This is a genomic window from Micromonospora sp. NPDC006431, from assembly GCF_042870725.1.
Classification (GTDB): domain Bacteria; phylum Actinomycetota; class Actinomycetes; order Mycobacteriales; family Micromonosporaceae; genus Micromonospora.
Map to the genome: position 1 here is coordinate 150217 of NZ_JBIAHQ010000014.1, position 16485 is coordinate 166701.

General features: G+C 70.6%; 10 protein-coding genes and 1 riboswitch. Of the genes, 4 read left to right on the top strand and 6 right to left on the bottom strand.

The window, feature by feature from the left end; all coding sequences use genetic code 11:
* Window positions 1-129: 129 nt before the first annotated feature.
* The 4 genes from ACFYM6_RS23250 to ACFYM6_RS23265 form a co-directional block, all read right to left on the bottom strand.
* A complete protein-coding gene (locus tag ACFYM6_RS23250; RefSeq protein ID WP_387278607.1) occupies window positions 130-1878 on the bottom strand; it encodes a hypothetical protein in 1749 nt (582 codons plus the stop codon).
* 232 nt (window positions 1879-2110) lie between these two features.
* Window positions 2111-4066: a multicopper oxidase family protein gene (locus ACFYM6_RS23255; RefSeq protein WP_387278609.1), complete on the bottom strand. Its 1956-nt coding sequence runs from the start codon at window positions 4064-4066 to the stop codon at window positions 2111-2113.
* 88 nt (window positions 4067-4154) lie between these two features.
* Complete coding sequence (locus ACFYM6_RS23260) at window positions 4155-5372, bottom strand: low temperature requirement protein A (protein ID WP_387278611.1); 1218 nt, start codon at window positions 5370-5372, stop codon at window positions 4155-4157.
* Between the two features lie 542 nt (window positions 5373-5914).
* Window positions 5915-6973 (bottom strand): low temperature requirement protein A, encoded by a 1059-nt coding sequence (locus ACFYM6_RS23265; protein ID WP_387278613.1) that lies wholly within the window; start codon window positions 6971-6973, stop codon window positions 5915-5917.
* A 528-nt stretch (window positions 6974-7501) separates the two neighbouring features.
* Between ACFYM6_RS23265 and ACFYM6_RS23270 the strand changes: the two genes are divergently transcribed.
* From ACFYM6_RS23270 to ACFYM6_RS23285, 4 genes are all read left to right on the top strand, one after another.
* Complete coding sequence (locus tag ACFYM6_RS23270) at window positions 7502-9697, top strand: BTAD domain-containing putative transcriptional regulator (RefSeq protein ID WP_387278615.1); 2196 nt, start codon at window positions 7502-7504, stop codon at window positions 9695-9697.
* A 132-nt stretch (window positions 9698-9829) separates the two neighbouring features.
* Window positions 9830-10375 (top strand): hypothetical protein, encoded by a 546-nt coding sequence (locus tag ACFYM6_RS23275; protein WP_387278617.1) that lies wholly within the window; start codon window positions 9830-9832, stop codon window positions 10373-10375.
* Entirely contained in the window at window positions 10372-10926 is a 555-nt protein-coding gene (locus ACFYM6_RS23280) for a hypothetical protein (RefSeq protein WP_387278619.1), read from the top strand. Before ACFYM6_RS23275 ends, ACFYM6_RS23280 begins: the two co-directional genes overlap by 4 nt.
* Window positions 10927-10943: 17 nt before the next feature.
* Window positions 10944-12401 carry a hypothetical protein gene (locus tag ACFYM6_RS23285; protein WP_387278621.1) on the top strand — a complete coding sequence of 486 codons (1458 nt, stop codon included), beginning with the start codon at window positions 10944-10946 and terminating at the stop codon, window positions 12399-12401.
* Between the two features lie 107 nt (window positions 12402-12508).
* Here ACFYM6_RS23285 and ACFYM6_RS23290 read toward each other — a convergent pair whose 3' ends face one another.
* A complete protein-coding gene (locus ACFYM6_RS23290; RefSeq protein ID WP_387278678.1) occupies window positions 12509-13504 on the bottom strand; it encodes a ribonucleotide-diphosphate reductase subunit beta in 996 nt (331 codons plus the stop codon).
* A gap of 35 nt (window positions 13505-13539) precedes the next feature.
* Window positions 13540-15939, bottom strand: a complete 2400-nt coding sequence (locus tag ACFYM6_RS23295) for a ribonucleoside-diphosphate reductase subunit alpha (RefSeq protein WP_387278623.1) — start codon at window positions 15937-15939, stop codon at window positions 13540-13542.
* Between the two features lie 136 nt (window positions 15940-16075).
* Window positions 16076-16293, bottom strand: a riboswitch (cobalamin riboswitch).
* Window positions 16294-16485: the final 192 nt, after the last annotated feature.

Consider the following 16485-nt stretch of genomic DNA (forward strand, 5'->3'; position numbering starts at 1 on the left):
CGCCGCACCGACCGTCAGGCCGCGCATGAAGCCGAGCCCGGGACCGGCCAGGACGGGGATGACGCGTCGCTGGTGAGGGAAGAGGCATCGGGCGGGCGGCCGCCATGGCCGCCCGCCCGATGGTGCCGGTCAGCAGCCGGGTAGGCGGAAGCTGGCGATGCGGGTCTGCCAGCCGTTGCCGTTGGGCGCCTGGGCGGCCCCGGCCTGGGTGTAGTACTCGTTCACGTACCAGAAGGTGCAGTCGTCGACCGGGTCGACGTTCATCGAGCTGTAGTCGCCCCAGCGTGAGTTGAGGCTGGTCTGCGCGGCCGTACCGTTGACGACGGTGGCCTCGCCCAGGGTGAGCTCGCCGCGCCGGTCACCGGCGAGGCGGCCGGTGTAGCGGATTCCGGGGTAGACGTCGGTGCCGTTGACCACGCTGTAGCCGAGGGCGATGTTGCCCTTGCGGTCCTGCGCGATGCTGCCCATCCAGCGGTTGACGGTGTCGTTGGGGGCGAAGGTGCCTTCCTGGTGAATGGTGTAGTTGCCGCGCTTGTCACGGCGCAGCTCCCACCAGCGGACGCCGGCCTGCCCGGGCAGCGCCTCCACCGACTGGTTGGTGACCATGGACTCGTACGAGCCGAACGTTCGGTAGGCCAGCCGCCAGGTGGGCCGTTGCCGGTACGAGAGCACGTCGAGGTACTGGTCGCGGTTGGTGATGCCGGGTTGGGGCAGGCAGTCGCGGGCGGTCGGCTGGCAGGGGAAGACCGAGTCGAACCCGGCGGTCGGCAGCTGGGTCTTGAGCCCGATCGAGGCGGTGGGGGCCGCGTTCCAGGTGACGCTGAACTCCCAGACGTTGACGGCGTCGAAGGTGGCGCCGTATCCCGCGCCGTCGTCCTGGGTGCCGACGATCGGTGCGGGTGAGCCGGCCGGGGGCGGCTTGGGTCCGTCCGCGTCGGCGGGGAGCAGGCCGTCGCCGATGAGGTTCAACGGAACCCGGCCCTCCTGGAGCAGGTAGCTCACCGCCCGGGCGTCCGGGTCGCCGGCGATCATCCGGTCCCGTTCGAGTCCGTAGACGCCGATGCCGTAGACGGACGGGTCGACGGTGCCGAACTCGCGGGTGGTGATCAGGTAGGTGTCACCCCAGATCCCGTACTTCGGGTAGTCCGGGAAGTTGTAGCCGGTGTTGAAGGCGTACCGGTAGTAGGAGCCGGTCGGGTCGCCGGTGGTGGAGATGGCGACGCAGTTGTAGAAGAGGTTGGCCGGCTCGTTCGGGTAGTCCGAGCCGCGGGTGGTGAACTGGGTGAGGATCCAGCGGTCGGCCCGCTGGTCGTAGAGCACGACCGGGTCGCCGGAGTGTTCGGTGCACTCGTCGACTGCGAAGCCGGCCCACAGGTCCCCGAGCGCGAGGGGACCGAGCAGCAGCCGGCCCGTCTTGGAGTAGACCCCGAAGACCAGGTTGACCATCTCGACGTAGTGGTTCGGGCCGACATCGCCGATCGGGTCGGGCGGGTTGACCCGGCCGCCCAGCACGTTGAAGTTGTCCTGGTTGCTGAGGCCCTCGAAGTTCGCGGTGGTGCCGCCGATCGTGCGGGTCGGCTTCTTGGCCTGGACCGCCTGGTCGGGGGTGTGGCCGCGGTCGCTCAGTCGCGGGCCGCGTTCCTCGGGCAGCTGCGGCGGCGTGGGCGCCACCGAGCGTCGGGCGGTGCGGGCGACGTCGCGCAGCGGCGCGGTTACGTCGAAGGCGGCGGGCTTGCTGAAGGACGCCTTGCCGACCGCGGGCGCCGGGTCCGGTTGCGCCTGGGCGGTGTGGGTGGGCGTGAGCAGGCTGGCCAGGAGTACGCCGACTCCCAGGGCCGCGAGGCGCCGGATTCGTCGTCGTTGACTTCCGTCGATCACGTGGTCCTCCCATTGATCCACTCTGGTAGATCTTTTGGGAAACCCTATGGGGTGATCGTCGCCAGTCTGCAGCGTGAACCGCGTCTGGAGCTTGGTGCGGGAAGTGACATTCCGCCGATGACCCAGGGTGATCGGCGCGCCCGCATACCGAGCGGCCGGCGACGGTGAGCACGATGGTCGTGACAGCCGCGCGGTGAGCACGTCCGCACCCGGGTCAGGCCTCCCAGCAGGCCTATTCCGGGTGGTTGGCGGTGCCGTGCCCGGTCTGGAAGGGCGTGGTGATGCCCGAGTAGCCCAGGTGCAGGATCATGCCGTTGGCGGCGTGTTCGAGGTTGTGGCAGTGGTCCATCCAGATCCCGGGGTTGTCCGCCCGGAACGCCACCCGGTAGGTCTCGCCTGGCCCGACGTCGAGGGTGTCGGCCCACCACGGGCTCCCGCTCGTGGGCCTGCCGTCCCGGTTCAGCACCAGCATGTGGTGCCCGTGCAGGTGCATCGGATGGTGCTGGCCGCTGCGGTTGACGTAGGTGACCTCGACCAGGTCACCGGGGGAGACCATGAGCATCGGCACGTCCGGGAACGACCGGTTGTTGAACGTGTACCGCACCGCCGGGCGGCCGTCGTAGAAGCCGAGCCGCTCGTCGACGCGTAGCGTGAAGCGTCGGTCGACGTGGCTGGCCGCTCCGAACGGGGTGGCGGCGGGCGTGCCGTAGCGGGCGGGGTCCAGCAGCGCCGGTGCCGGACCCGCATGGTCGGGGCCTGCGTTCCCGTCGGGGCTGTAGACGATCGCCGGGCCGTCTGCGCGGAGGACAACCGGCTGGTCGGGCATCGTGAACGTCAGGTCGTAGCGGGCCCCACCGCCGACCAGGATCCGTACGCCCTTGAGCAGACCCGGTTCGTGCACGTCGGTGCCGTCGATCGCGACGACCCGTACCGGGGCGCCGGTCAGGGTGAAGGTGGCAGGGTTGCCGTCGGTGTTGACCAGCCGGAGCCGCACCTGCCGGCCGGCCGGCGTCTGTCGCCGCTGCACGCCGGTGGTCACGCCGAGGGTCGCGACGCCGTCCTCGTCGACCCAGGTGTGCCGCAGCACTGTCTCGTCGACGTCACCGCTCTGTTCGGGCGCGTTCGCGGGCAGGACCACGAGCGCCCCGAACAGGCCCCGACGGACCTGGACGGAGGACATCTCGTGGGAGTGGTACCAGTAGGTGCCGACCTGCTTGGCCCGGAACCGGTACACGAACCGGCCGCCTGGCGGGACCGCGTCCTGGGTCACCCCCGCCACGCCGTCCATCGCGTTGGGCACGTCCACGCCGTGCCAGTGCAGGGTCACGCCCACGCCGGGCAGCCGGTTGACCAGCGTCACCTCCACCAGGTCCCCCTGCCGGACCCGCAGCTGCGGGCCGGGCGTGACGCCGTTGAACGTCCATGCCTCCACCTGCTGGCCCGAATCCAGTCGGATCCTGGCGGGCTGCGCGGTCAAGGTGAACCGGCGTGCCGGCACGCCGTCCGTGTCGGTGCCGGTCAACGTGGTCACACTGGCACCACCGTGGTGGCGATGACCGGCCATGCTGCCGCCGCCGATGTCGGCGGGGCCGCCGGTCATGCTGCTGCTCGCCGGCAGCTGGCTGGCCGTGGACAGCGCCGCGAGCACCGCGGCGGCCACCGCGGCGCCGAGCGCGCCCTTCGCCGCCGTACGCCACCACCGGCCGGCCGACCGCCCGCTCCATCGGGTCCGCCGCCACACCGCGGCAGCGCCGAGGACACCGACACCGGTCAGCGCAGCGGCGCCCGTGCCGGCCAACTGCGCCGCGCTGGCCACCAGCACCGCACCTACCGCGACCGCCGCCGCCCAGTAGTCGCCGGGCCACCTGGCTGCCCGCCGCTCGCCACCGGGCGACCCCGGCATCGGGCGTACCCACACCGCGTGAACCGTCGCGACCACCGCCAGCGTCGGGGCGACGAAGACCAACCTCGGCCCCGCGAAGTCCCACCCGTTCGGCAGCAGGAGCAGAGCCGCAACCACCCGCAGCGCAGCCCCGCCGAGCAGCAGCCCAAACAGCAGCCGCCGCATCCGCGAACCCTTGGTGCCTGCCGAGGCCGGGGGACGCATCACGACCCAGCCTGCGGCCACGGCGATGGGCACAGCCAGCAGCGCGATCACCATGTCGGTGTAATGCACCCAGAGGAACACCGGTCACCCCTGCTCAACGTCGATGATCTACCCGCCGCCACCGGACCATACCGGCGACGTCAATGGCAGCGTCTCGCTTGCGGCCGGCCTAGTGTGCCGGGGAGGGGGCTTCGGGGGGACGGCCGGCGGCGTGACGGGCGTCGGCGAGGGCGACGGCGAGCAGTATGAGTCCGGCAACGACCGGAGAGGCTAGCGGCGGAGCGAAGTACAGGGGGATGGCGGCGACTGCCAGTGCGGCGACGGCGACGACGCGGCGGATGGAGAGCCGGTTGTACACGATGCGTTCCAGACGGATACGGCCGTAGAGGAACAGTGCCGGGCCGCCGAGGCTGGCGATGAGCCACGCGGGCTCAGGCGTGCCTCCCGGATGTTTCAGCATGGCCTCGAAGCCGACGGCGGTGGCGACGATGCCCAGCACCATGAGGACGTGGGCAGTGCCGGTGGCGCGGCCGGCGGCGTCCCTGTCCCCTGCGGCGGCGAGGGCGTCGGCGAGGATCTGCCCGGAGCGGTAGAAATAGATGCGCCACAGCAGCACTACTGACAGGAACGCCACCACCAGCAGCGCCGAGGTGGCCAGGCTGATCGGCTCGCTGGTGAATGTGGTGCCGACCGCGAGCACGGTTTCTCCGAGGGCGATCATCAGGAGCTGCTGGTAGCGCTCGGGCAGGTGGTGCTTGCTGTCCGTGGCCCACGCACTGACCGGCGGTTCGGGCGTTCCCGGTGCCGGCCAGCGCAGCTGCGCGGCGACGATGTCCACCGTCACGGCGGCCCCCCACAGGGCGGCGCGGGCGGCGCCGCTGACGGCGGCGCCGGCGAAGAAGATCCCCGCCGAGACCGCGTGCCATGGCAGCGACCGGCGGTAGAGCTGTTGCAAGGGGTGCCCGCGCAGCGCGGGCATCAGGATGAGTGGCCGGCCCAGCTGCAGGATCACGTACGGCAGCACGAACGCCAACCCGCGGCCGACGAACGCGGACGGCAGCGACGACGACATGACCAGCAGTCCGAAGGCGCTGGCCAGGACGATCCACTGGATCTTGCGGCGACGAGGGTCGAACCAGCTGGTGATGTGCGCGGTCGTGATCCACAACCAGATCAGCGGCAGCGACAGCACGAGCAGGTAGGCCATCGCCCGCCACCGGGCGACAATGTCAGGGCTGACCAGGTCCCGCGCGACCCGGTTGACCACCCCGGCCAGGGCGAACACCAACACCAGGTCGACGAACAGCTCCAGAAAGTTGGCCTGCCGCACGTCCTCGCGGCGCTGCAACAGGTCCTGACCCTCTCCACCGCCTTCCCGCAGTCCCACACCGCTCATCGTCGCCGGACACAACCCCGCCACACCGACGGTTGGACGTCGTACACCCGGAGGGATGCGCACGACAAGGCCACCCAGGCGGGGCATCACCGTCCATCCGGTCAATGAACGCGGCACCTCCGCCACCGCCCCGGCTGCCTGCGGCGGGTACCGAAGCCCCGCCGCCCATCCCAGGTGACGCGAGGATCAGTTGGCCTGCGGAGGCCCGCCCCACCACCACCCGGTGGTCAGGATGCGTGCCATGGGGTGACGAACCCGTACTCAGGTGGTGGCGCGACTATGAGAAGCCCGTCCCGCCGGGTCGGCCTCGCGGTTTTCGGGGGAGCCAGTCTCCGCTTCCGCGGAGAGTGCCTGTCGCAGTTGGCGCCGTAGCGGCCGGCTGACCACGACCTCCGCCACGGCGGTGACCAGGCAGGTCACGGCCAGCCACCCCAGCGCCTGGAGGGCGGAGATTCGGGCGGTGATGGGCAGCAGCGAGAGGAGCGCGACTGCTGCGGCGAGCCGGGGCCAGACCGGGGCGCGGGCTCTGCGGCTCAGCCGCCACTGGAATGCCGCGTGGGCCGCCAGGAACAGCGCGACCCGCCGTAGAGGGCGTAGCGGCCGAGTGTGTCGAGCGGATCACCACGGTGGTAGGCGTTGATCTCTCCGACCAGTGACGGGGTGTGCTTGAGGCCGACGGAGAGCAGCATGATGCCGGCGATCATCGGTAGGTGCAGATAGGTGTAGCCGTCCCGGGCGAGGGCCACCCGGCGGGCCGGTTGGGCCCCGCGTATGGCGTGTTCCCCGGTCAGCGTGGAGAGGTCGAAATAGATCCACTCCAGCGCGCCGGCGACGAGGACCGCGAACGCGGAGGCGATGAGCAGTCCCGGTGTGTTGGGCAGGTCGGTGCCAGCGATGCCGATGGCGACCAGGACCTCGCCGAGCGCCACGATGATGATCAGATTGTGCCGTTCCGCCCAGTGCCGGGCGGAAAAGATGGCCCGCGCTGGAATCGGTAGCGCCATGCCGAAGCCGTAGTCGACGGCCACGGCGATCCCCCAGAGCACCACCTGGCCGAGCCTGACCCGCTCGGCAGGCAGGCCGGACGTGGGCAGCAGCACTGCGGTCAGCAACAGGCCGGTGGCGACGCTCAACGGTATGGTGAGCGCGGAAACGTCGCGCACGCGCAGTCCCGGCGTGGCGTACAGCCGCAGGGCCAGGTAGAACACGCGTACCAGGGCGAAAAGGGTGACGAACAGCAGCCCGCTGTCGACTCCGCCTGGCAGGTCGTCGAACACCTCCCGGATGGTGACGGCCAGCAGGAACAGGACCGGCGTGGCGGTGAGGATCACCAGCCGCGACAGACCGTAGTTGGCCCTTACCCGGTTGCCCAGCCAGGCGAACAGCGACCACGACCACCACAGCAAGGTGAGCACCAGCAGCCCGTGGGCGACACCGAGCGCATTGTGCTCCGCAGTCATCAACGTGGTGACCTGGATGAACGCGAAGACGAACACCACGTCGAAGAACAGTTCGGCGGTAGTGACGTTGGTCTTCTCGGTGACCGGACGTAAGCCCCGGCGTAGCCGCTCCACGAGCGCCCCCGCGGTCATGCGCGGCCAGGACGCGCGAGCGAGTCCGAGGACCGACAGGACGACTTCTTCTCATCACCGCCACCAACGGGTGCCGGGTGGCTTCCCCGGGGCGGTGCCTAGGGCAAACCTTACGCCGGGTGGCGGCGGCCCGACGTGGGCCTGACGAAGCCGCCGGACATCCGACTTGGCGGCGGCGACCATGCCGACCGGGATCGGCCGGCCGGCCCGAGCGGCGGGAGGGAGGCCCGCACATCACCATCGGCGAGGCGACACCCCAGATTCGAGGCAGCACTGATCCGCGAACCGGGCGGAGCGGCCTAGGCTGCGGAAATCCGCCATATCCCCCCGGGTCCAAGGAGAAATGATGCGCTTTCGCATTGTCGTCGGGCTGGTCCTCGCCGGCCTTGTCGGCCTCACTGGTCTCGGTGTGCTTGTCGTGAGGTATCACCAGGCAGCGAGAACGCTTGACGATGCGGGGTACGTTCGGCAGTTGACGGTGCCGTCACCCCCGGATCGGATGACGAGGACCAGTGACAGGTGACTCCGATGAAAGGCGTTGGCGCCAAGACCACCGACCCGGGTGGTCCTGACCGGCTTGAAGTTCTCGGTCTGGTCGAGGCGGCCGTACACGACGGGCGTTACGACGAGGCCCTGCGCCATCTCGCGGCCGTGCCGGCGGACTCGCCGTTGCCGGCGGCGCTGGCTTGGCGCCTCGGTGTGCTGCTGCACCATCGGGGGCGGTTCGACGCGGCCGAAGCCTGCTACCAACGCGCGGCACTGGACGCTGCCGACCATGGGCCGTCCGCGCTGGCGGACCGCGCCCAGGTGCTCGCCGGCCTGGCCGCGACCCGCTGGGCGAGGGGCGACCAGGCGCAGACCGGGCAACTCGCCGAGGAGGCCGTCCGCGTCGCGGAGCAGAGCGGGGACGACTCGGCGGTTGCGGCGGCGTACGTGGCGCAGGCGCTGGTCGCGTTCAGCGACGGCAACCGGGCCGACAACGAGTACGCGTACGCCCGGGCGCTCGCGGCGGCCGAGCGGGCCGGCGACTTCGGCCAGCAACTCCGGATCCGGTGCAATGTCGGTTCACGCCTGGTGGAGGAGGGACGCTACCGGTCGGCCGTCGAAGAACTCCGGGAGGCGGTCCGGCTCGGCGAGCTGCTCGGGCACCAGACGCTGCTCGCATTGGCGTTGCACAACCGGGCGGAGGCCTGGTTGGGGCTGGGCGAGTTGCGCCGGGCGCGTAGCGACGCGGACGAGGCCGTGGCCCGGTGGCAGCAGGCCGGGTCGCCGCTGGCGGCCTTCGGGTTGGCGCTGGCCGCTCGGGTGCACCGGGTCCGTGGCGCTGCCCGCCAGGCGATGGTCGCCTACCAGGCGGCGCTGGCGATGGGAGAGCCGGACGGCAACGCCCAGGTGTTGGTCGAGGCGTGCGCGGGGCTCGCGCGGATCAGCTACGCGGACGATCCGGTGGCGGCCGAGCAGTACGCCGGGCGGGCCCTGGCCATGCCCAGCGCCGCCGGGCCCACCGTCGCCGAACTGGCCGCGGGCTGGGTCGCTCTCTGCTCCGGTGATCCGCAGGCCGCACTACGTTACGGCGAACAGGTTCGATCAGAGGCCGGCCGCCGTCGTGACGCCGCCGGCCTGGCCGAGGCCATGGAGCTCGCCGCGCTCGCCTCCCACCGGGCCAGCCCCGAGGCGGCGTCCGCCCGGCGGGTCCGCCGCTTCCTCGCCAGCCTGGTCGAGGCAGCGACCATCTGGGCCGAACTCGGCAACGAGTTCGCCCTCGCCACCAACGCCCTACTGCAGGCACGTCTCTCCGGCGACCAGTTGGCGGAGGAGGTGGCATACGAGCGGCTGAAGCAGCTCGGCGTGCAGGACGGCGCCTGGCAGGTCGCCGGCCCGTTGGCGTCGATCGGCCCGGCGCCCGTCCCCGCGGTCGAGGTGCAAACCCTGGGCCAGTTCACCGTACGGCTGGCCGGGGTGCCCGTGCCGGCGGCTAGCTGGCAGTCCCGCAAGGCGCGGGACCTGCTCAAGATGGTGATCGGGCAGCTCGGGAGGCCGGTCGCCCGCGAGGCCCTGGCCACCGCGCTGTGGCCGGAGGCCCGGACGGACGTGGCGCTGCGCCGCCTGTCCGTCCTGATCTCGACCGTCCGGGGCGTACTCGATCCGGACCGGCAGCATCCGGCTGACCGCTACCTCGCCACCGACCCTGCCACCGTCCGGATCAACCCGGCGCACGTCGCGGTGGACGCGCTGCGCTTCTATGAAGCGGCCCGCGCGGCCATCGCGTCGGACGGCGCGAGCACGACGAAGGCCCGGCCGAGCGGCGGCCCAGATCCGGCAGAGGCCGCGGGCACCGATGGCGATGTCCGGCTGCTGAGCCGCCTCGAGGCGGTGGTGGCCCGGTACACCGGCGATCTCTGCGACGACGGCGAGGTCGTTGGAGACTGGGTACAGCGTCCCCGTGCCGTCCTAGCCGACCTGCATCGCGAAGTGATCCACCGGCTGGCGAGGCGGTGCCTGCAATTGGGCCGCACGGAGGCGGCGATCGGCTGGTACCTGCGGCTCACCGTCGAGGACGGCTACGACGAGCCGGCGCACCTGGGGCTGATCGGCGCGTTGTCGGCCGCCGGGCGGCACGGCGAGGCGAGCCGCCGCTATCGGGAGTACGTCGCGCGGATGCGTGAGATGGACGTCGAGCCGACCGCCTTTCCGCTCCCCGAGCGGGTGCGCCCGTCCGCCTGAACAATTCCTGAACGACTCCCGAAGCCGGCCGATCAGACTGATCAAGTGGACGCCGCCGGCATGTGCCGCGGGTCGTCCAGCGAGGTTGGACCTATGCGAGGCGGTCAGCTCGCTCTCGTCAGAGGGGGATCGATGACACGAATTCGGGGGAGTGTTGCCGCGCTGGCGGTCGGGCTCCTGTTGGCGGGCTGCGGGCCCGACGACGCGGCACCGGCGGCGGGCGATGCCGGCCCGGCTGGCAGCGCAGGTGCGACCGCTGCGGCCGACGGCGGGAAGGCGACCGCCCAGCCCGGTGGCGGGGACGCGACAGGCCAGGGCAAGCCGGGTGGCGGCGACCGCTGGTGCGAGGCGGTGAAGGCCTTCACCGCCTCGATCGATCCGCTGTTCGCGCAGGGCGCGGCCGACAGGAAGGCCGATGTGGCCAACGCGCACGCCCGGGTGAAGGATCTGAAGGCAGCGGCGCCGGCCGAGATCAAGACCCAGGTCGCGGCGCTCAGCGAATTTTACGACGCGGTCATCGACACCACGGGCAAGAGCATGGCCCAAGACCCCGCGGCCTACGCGCGGCTCAACCCGACCATGGCGAAGGTCAAGACGGCGCTGCCGCCGGTGTCGGAGTACACGACGAAGCACTGCCCGGGGCTCGAGAAGTCGCTGGAACAGGTGGGCGTGTCATGACCACGCGGGCGGGTGCCAGCTGGTGGCTGCTCGTGGCGCCGGCCACCGTGCTGCTGCTCACGGCGACCGGGTGCGGACGATCGGAGGAGCCGCGGGCGGCGAGCGCCGAGGGTCAACCGTCAGCGACCACTGCCACGGCTCCCGGGGGAGACGCCGCGTCGTCCGCCCCGGCCGACAAGCCCGAACCGACGGCGTGCGACCTGGTGACCGATCAGGAGGCGGCCGCGCTGGCCCGGCTCAAGCTCGACCCGCACCGGGCCGGCCAACAGAGCTGCACCTGGACGGCACCGACCACCGGCCCGACCGGCCAGGTCGAGGTCTACGTGGGCGACGGCGCGAAGAAGATGCTCGACATCGAGCGCCAGCTGGGTCACGAACTGGAGACGCTGTCCGGTGTCGGTGACGAGGCGTACCTGGACACGCAGACGAATGAGGTCTTCGTCCAGAAGACGGGCACGTGGGTCGGGATCCGCCTGGTGCTGCTCAACGACCCGAAGGAGAACCACAAGCCGTTGAAGGACCTGATCCAGGTGGTGGCCGGTCGGCTGTGAGCGGGGCGGGAGCGAACATGCGTAGGCGTGCACGGATGGCGGCCGGGCTGGTCGTCATCCTGCTGACCGCCGGTTGCGGAAGGGTCGGCCTCGGCGGATCCGATCCGACCGACGACCGGTACGGGTACGGCCCGAAGCCGGACAGGTCCGTGGTCTACCAGCCCGATGTGGTGCTCGTCGAGGGCGGCAGCAGGGTCATCCGGTCGGTGAGCAGGGACGGGTTCACCTACGTGATCGACGGCAGCGCCCGGGGTGCCAAGGACGTGGCGCTCGGTAAGATCATGTTCGCCACGAGCGAGGCGGTCGGCCGGGTGGTGAAGGTCGAGCGGTCCGGCGGCGACAAGGCCGTCACCCTGGCCCCGGTGCGGCTGACCGATGTGGTGCGGGACGGCCACTTCACGTTCGACCAACCGCTCGACGCTGAGGCGCAGACCTTCGGCCCGCTGCCTGACCTGCTCGGCGAGGTCGTCGACGGGGGTCCGGCCGGGGCGGTCGTTCCGGACGCCGGGCAGGCGACCGGGCTGGGAGTGAACGCGATCGGCGCGGGCGACGTCCGGCTCGCCGTGCCGCCGATCGTCTTCGCCCCGGCGCCTGAGCCGGGTGCGCGCGGGGCCAAGAGCATCAACCAGAAGGTCGGCGACTGGGACATCGAGGCGTACAAGGACAAGTCGAAGATGGGGTTGACCGCCTCGCACTCGACGGCCGTGCAGCGTCTCAAGGTCGACTTCGACATCCAACTGCTGCTTCGGAACCTCCGGGCGTGGGGGGACATCCGGGTGACCAACGGCGTGATCCCCCACCCGCAGTTCCGGATCGACGGAGTCGAGGGGCTCGCCATCACCATCGCCGCCGGCGCCGAAGGCGGGTTGGCGGACAACAAGAAGGTCAAGATCGAGCTGCCCATCGAGGTGAAGCAGCCCATCATCATCGGCGGATTCCCGGCGACCCTCAAGCAGACGTTCAAGTTTCTCGTCAGCACCGGGTTCTCGGCGAAGAACGGCAACATCAAGGCCACCGGCAAGTGGGGCCTCGACGGACCCATCGGTTACGTCCAATCGAGTGTCCTGACGCCGGCCTTCTCCGTGCAGGAGAGCATCGTGAAGTCCATCCGTGGCGTTTCGATCGGTGTCGAGGGCATCGTCGTGGCCGCGGAGTTCCGTTTCGGGTTCATGCTCGGCCTGCCGGTTGCGGGTGCCGGGCCGTTCGTCGGCATCGTGGCGTCGGTCGGGGTGACCAACGGATCGGCGGCCGGCCGGATCGGCTTGCCGCTGCCGGTCGGGCCGGGGGTGAAATGCCGAGGATCCACACTCGTCCTGACCGTACGGGCCGGTGAGGGCATCAGCCTGTCGGAGCCGCTGGTCAAGGCGATCGAGCAGGTGTTGGGGGTCGGCATTCCCCAGGAGGCCGACTTCATCAAGAAGGACATCGTCAACCGGACCGTCGTGGAGCCCGACGTGCCGCTGTGCCGGGACTGATCGGGCCCGGAGTTCGGCCGGCATCGCGCGAAGCGCGGGAGTCAGCGGATGTCTCTGACCATCACCCCCGGGGCGGCTGTGCCGCCGCCCCGGGGCGGGGTGTCGGCTCAGAAGTCGTCGTCGAAGGTGACCGCCCCGCTCACTCCGACCTGATAGGCCGACACCCGGCGTTCGAAGAAGTTGGACAGCTCCTGAACGTCCTGCAGCTCCATGAAGGCGAACGGGTTGGTCGACCCGTACACCGGTGCGATGCCGAGCTGGGTGAGCCGCCGGTCAGCGACGTGCTGGAGGTACTGGCGCATGTCTGCCAGGTTCAGGCCGGGCACGCCCTGGCCGAGCAGGTCCTCGGCGAACTGCGCTTCGCAGTCGACGGCCTCGGCGAGCATCTGCCGGACCTGGTCGGCGAGGTCGTCATCGAACAGGTCCGGCTCCTCTCGGCGGACCGTGTCGACCACGTCGAGGGCGAACGCCATGTGCATCGACTCGTCGCGGAACACCCAGTTGGTGCCGGAGGCGAGGCCGTGCAGCAGGCCGCGGGAACGCAGGAAGTAGACGTAGGCGAACGCGCCGTAGAAGAACAGGCCCTCGATGCAGGCGGCGAAGCAGATCAGGTTGAGCAGGAACGCCCTCCGGTCCTGCTTGCTCCGTAGCTCGCGCAGGTCCTGCAGGGAATCGATCCACCGGAAGCAGAACTCGGCCTTGCGCCGGATCGACGGGATGTTCTCGATGGCGGCGAACGCGGCGGCCCGTTCGGTCTCGTCGGGTACGTAGGTGTCGAGGAGGTTGAGGTAGAACTGGACGTGCACCGCCTCCTCGAACAGTTGCCGGGACAGGTAGAGGCGGCCTTCCGGGCTGTTGACGTGCTGGTAGAGGTTCAGCACGAGGTTGTTGGCGACGATCGTGTCGCCGGTGGCGAAGAACGCGACGAGCCGGCTGACCAGGTGCCGCTCGGCGGGGGAGAGCCGGTCGAGGTCGGTCAGGTCGGCGTGCAGGTCGACCTCCTCGACCGTCCAGGTGTTGCGGATGGCGTCGCGAAAGCGGTCGAAGAAGTGCGGGTAGCGCATCGGGCGGAGGTTCAGATCCATCCCGGGGTCGAGCAGCATCGGTGTGGTCTCCGTGGTGGTGTCGGTCGGGGTGGTCACTGGCAGGCCTCGCACGCCTCGGGGTTCTCCAGCGAGCAGGCCAGCACCTCCGCATCGAGGCTCACCGGTGGAACGACGGCGGACACGGTGGCCTGCTGGATGCGGGTGGCCGGTCGGGACCGCAGGTAGTAGGTCGTCTTCAACCCGCTCTTCCAGGCGTACAGGTACATCGAGGAGAGTTTGCCGATGGTCGGCGTGGCCAGGAACAGGTTCAGCGACTGGGACTGGTCGATGAAGGGTGCGCGGGCGGCGGCCAGGTCGATCAGCGCTCGTTGCGGCAGCTCCCATGCGGTGCGGAACAGGTCCCGCATCTCCGCCGGCAGTTCCGCGACATCCTGGACGGACCCGTCGGCGCGTTTGATCGCCGTCCGGATCTGCTCGGTCCACAGCCCGCGAGCCTTGAGCTCGGCGACCAGGGCGGTGTTGACCTGAAGGAACTCCCCGGACAGGGTCTCGCGTTTGAACAGGTTGGACACCTGCGGCTCGACGCACTCGTAGCAGCCGGCGATCGAGGCGATGGTGGCGGTCGGGGCGATCGCGACCAGCAGTGAGTTGCGCAACCCGTGCGCGGCCACCCGGTCCCGCAGGGTGTCCCAGCGCGCGGTCTGGCTGCCGGTGACGCCCCACAGGTCCGGTTGTAGCTGCCCGCGTGCCGCCCGGGTCTGCGCGAAGGCGGGGTGCGGGCCGTGCCGTTCCGCGAGGGCGGCGGAGGTCTCCAGGGCGGTCAGGTAGAGCTCTTCGCTGATCCGGGTGGACAGCTCCCGGGCGGCGGGGGAGTCGAACGGCAGCCGCAGCGCGAAGAACACGTCCTGCAGGCCCATCATGCCGAGGCCGACCGGCCGCCAGCGGGGGTTGCTCGCCGCCGCCTGCGGGGTGGGGTAGTAGTTGATGTCGATCACCCGGTCGAGGAAGGTCACTGCGGTACGGACGGTGGCGCGCAACCGTTCCCAGTCGATGCTGTCGCCGGTGAGGTGGGCGGCGAGATTCACCGAGCCCAGGTTGCACACCGCGGTCTCGGCGTCGCTGGAGACCTCGATGATCTCGGTGCACAGGTTCGACAGGTGCACCACGTTGCCGGGCTCCGCGGTCTGGTTGCAGAGCCGGTTGGCGGCGTCCTTGAACGTCATCCACCCGTTGCCGGTCTGCGCGAGGGTGCGCATCATCCGCCCGTACAGTTCCCGGGCCGGCACCTGCCGCACCCAGCGGCCCTGCGCCTCCGCCGCCCGGTACGCGGCGTCGAACTCCGCACCCCACAGATCCGGCAGCTCCGGCACCTCGTCCGGGTCGAACAGCGACCACATCCCGTCCGCCTCTACGCGGCGCATGAACTCGTCCGGGATCCAGTTCGCCAGGTTCAGGTTGTGCGTACGCCGGGCGTCCTCGCCGGTGTTGTCCCGCAGCTGCAGAAACTCCTCGATGTCCGGGTGCCACGGCTCCAGATAGACGCAGGCGGCGCCCTTGCGCCGGCCGCCCTGGTTCACCGCGGCGACGCTGGCGTCCAGGGTCCGCAGCCACGGCACGATGCCGTTGGACCGTCCGTTCGTGCCCCGGATCAGCGCCCCGCGGGAGCGGACCCGGGAGAACGCGATGCCGATGCCGCCGGCGAACTTGGACAGGTTGGCCACCTGCGCGTACCGCTGGTAGATGGAGTCCAGCTCGTCGCGGGGCGAGTCCACCAGGTAGCAGGACGACATCTGGGTGTGCCGGGTGCCGGAGTTGAACAGCGTCGGCGAACTGGGCAGGTACGCCAGGCTGGACATCAGCCGGTAGAAGGCGATCGCCTCGTCCGGCGTGTGCGACAGGCCGCACGCCACCCGCAGCAGCCAGGACTGCGGCGTCTCCAGCACCAGCCGGCTGGTCGGGTGCCGCAGCAGGTACCGGTCGTAGACGGTGCGCAGCCCGAAATACTCGAACCGCAGGTCACCCGCCGGGTCGACCGCCTCGTCGAGCATGCGGGCGTGGGCGGCGACGAAGGCGGCGGTGTGGTCACCGATCAGCCCTTCGGCGTGGCCGCGCCGGATCGCCTGGCTGAACGAGCCGATGTCCTGCCCGCGTACCTCCTTGTCGACGTATCCGGCCAGCAGACGGGCGGCGAGCCGTGAGTACTGCGGCTCCTCGCCGATCAGCTCGGCCGCGGTCTGGATCGACAGCCGGTCCAACTCGTCCGTGCTCGCCCCGTCGTACAAGCCGCTGATGGTGCGGGTCGCCACCCGCAGCGGGTCGATGTCGGTGAGGTCGGCGCTCCACCGTTCGACTGCCCGGACGATCCGGTTGACATCGACGGGTTCGAGGTCACCGTTGCGCTTGCGGACGTGCATCTGCACGCGCCGCTGCCCGGGCAGGGCGATATCGCCTGGTAGCCCGTCGGTGGTCGGGTGGACCTTGGTGGCTGTCACTACTCACTCCTCGCGAGCTTGAGACCGGATGGGCCTCGGCGCGCGGGGTGCAGACACCGACGGACAGGCGCCGGCATCGGCGGTGTCCCGTGGGCGTCGGCCGTCCCGCGCGGCCTCGGACCGTCACACACCGGGTCGGGGCGTGCGACGCGCTGGCAGGTCTTCGGACTCGTGGGCACAACCGGCGGAACCGGTCGCCTACTGGCCGTCGCTTCCCAGGCCATCGGTGGCCCAGTGCTGATGACGGCGGTCGTTCCCACTCACCGCTGCGGGGCAGTCCCGGATTCCCACCGGGTTCCCTCTTGCCTCGACCGTCCCGCAAGAGACGGCCGAACCAGCTGCGCCAGACACCATATATGGCCGTGCGGGTGCGTGGGCAACACCAGATGTCGCGTCGGCGTGTCAGCTGCGTCTCACCTCGGGCCCGGCAGGGCGTCGGCTGTTCCGCCCGTTCGCCGTCCGGTGGGGCACCGCCGCACGGGCGCGGTCGGTTGTCCTCCTAGCCGCGTCCAAGTCGCGGATGCCACGGTGCCGACACGGCACGGT